Here is a 1949-nt window from a genome sequence, read left to right as displayed (position 1 = left end):
GCGGTGACGGGGGTCCGCAGTTCGTGCGAGGCGTCGGCGACGAACCGTCGCAGCCGCTCCTGGGTGGCCTGCTGGCCGGCCAGCATCGTGTTCAGCGCCAGGCCGAGTCGGCCGACCTCGGTGTCCGCGTCGGCCGGTGTGACGCGCCCGGCACGTTCCCCGGCCGCGATGGCGTCCGCGGAGCGTGCCATGGATTCCAGCGGTCGCAGACCGCGCCGCAGCACCCAAAGGCCGGCGCCCGCCAGCAGCGCGAGAACCCCGCCGGTGGCCGCCGCCTCGACCGCGAGGACCCGGTGCAGCGTGCCCTGTACCTGGTCCAGCGGCGCGGCCGCGATCAAGGTGCCGTGGCCGGGGACCCGCTGGGTCAGCAGCCGGTAGTCGGGGTCACCGGGCCCCTTGGCGGCCACCGTGACCGGTTCGCGGGCGCCGGGCGCGGGCAGTGGATCCGGCAGGCGTGGCGCGGTGTCGTCCGGGTCGCGCAGCCGGGGCGCGAGATTGCGGACGGTGCCGTCGGGTCGGCGTACCTGGAGGTAGAACTCCGATGCGCCGAGCAGGCGGACATCGTTGCCCAGGCTCGTGCCCGCCCCTGGCTGCGCCAGTTCCGAAGCCGCGCGCTGGCGGACTGCGCGCAGTGTGACATCCGTACGCTCCACGAGATCGCCGCGCAGCGCCCCGTACACCACCACGTCCAGAACGATCAGTGCGACGGCGGCCAGCGCCAGGAGGGCGAGCAGCAGGCGGCCGCGCAGCGAACGCGGCCGCGTCCGGCGCCGCCACGCGGTCCGCGCCGTCCAGAACGTCCGCGGTGTCCGTGCCGTCACGGTGTTGCCCGGTCGCGGAGGATGTAGCCGACGGCACGGCGGGTCTCGATGAGGCAGGGTCCCAGCGCGTCGAGTTTGCGGCGCAGGTAGGAGATGTAGGTCTTGAGTACGCCGGGATCTGACTCGCCGAAGTCCCAGACATGTTCCAGGAGTTGCGCGTGGGTCAGGACACGGTTCTGGTTCAGCAGCAGATGGTGCAGCAGCCGGAACTCGGTGGGCGAGAGATCCACGCGCACGCCGGCCCGGCGTACCTCGTAGGTCTCCGTGTCCATCTCCAGGTCCGCGCAGGACAGGACCCGTGCCGCGGTGCGGCTCTCGCCGCGTCTCAGGACGGCGCGCACCCGGGCGGCGACCTCGGCAAGGCGGAAGGGCTTGGTGATGTAGTCGTCCGCGCCCAGGTCAAGGCCGCCCACGATGTCCTGACCGCTCTCCCGGGCGGTCAGGAAGATCACGGGGACTTCCGAACCGCCCTGGCGCAAGCGGCGGACCACCTCAAAACCGTCGACGTCGGGGAGCATCACGTCGAGCAGGATGAGGTGCGGTGCCTGCCGGCGGACGGCGGCCAGCGCCTCTGCTCCGGTGGCCGCTTCCCGTACCTCGTAGCCGAGGAAGCGCAATGATGTGGCCAGGACATCAAGGATGGCCGGCTCGTCGTCGACGACCAGCAACCGCGTGCCCGGCGAAACCTCGTGTGCATCCATGCCGGGCATCCTGGCACTGCTCCCTGTGACGTCACCGGCCGGAAGGGGCCGGCCGCGTGCGGCCGGCCCCTTCGCTCCCGCCGGATGTCACATCTTGGGCATGAGGACGGTGTCGATGATGTGGACGCTGGCGTTGGCGGTCTTGACGTTGCCGCAGACCACGTTGGCGGAGTCGTTGACCTTGTAGGACTCGCCCGAGCCGGCCGTGGTCAGCTTGGACTTCTCCAGCGTCTCGTAGGAGCCCTTCTCCAGGTCCTTGGGGGCGAGCTTCTGGCCCACCACGTGGTACGTGAGGATCTTGGTGAGGGTGGCCTTGTCACTCAGGACCTTGTCCAGGTCGGCCTTGGGGATCTTCGCGAAGGCGTCGTTGGTCGGCGCGAACGATTCCCCGCCGGACCCGCTCGCCCTGATCCGGGAGATGGTCGCC

The 1949-nt window shown here is 70.9% G+C and carries 3 protein-coding genes; all 3 read right to left on the bottom strand.

Features of this window, described 5'->3' with window-relative positions:
- A partial coding sequence (locus ACQKIP_RS46210; protein WP_427745742.1) for a HAMP domain-containing protein occupies positions 1-821 on the bottom strand: 821 nt, incomplete at its 3' end.
- Positions 818-1522 (bottom strand): response regulator transcription factor, encoded by a 705-nt coding sequence (locus ACQKIP_RS46205; protein ID WP_365856902.1) that lies wholly within the window; start codon positions 1520-1522, stop codon positions 818-820. The genes ACQKIP_RS46205 and ACQKIP_RS46210, both read right to left, overlap by 4 nt.
- A gap of 87 nt (positions 1523-1609) precedes the next feature.
- Positions 1610-1949 (bottom strand): fasciclin domain-containing protein (locus ACQKIP_RS46200; protein WP_427745741.1); only part of this gene is annotated, 340 nt, incomplete at its 5' end.

The organism is Streptomyces sp. NPDC059900, from assembly GCF_050270335.1.
In the GTDB taxonomy this organism is placed as follows: domain Bacteria; phylum Actinomycetota; class Actinomycetes; order Streptomycetales; family Streptomycetaceae; genus Streptomyces.
Note: the sequence above shows the minus strand (reverse complement) of the source record. Positions and strands in the feature narration are given on the sequence as shown.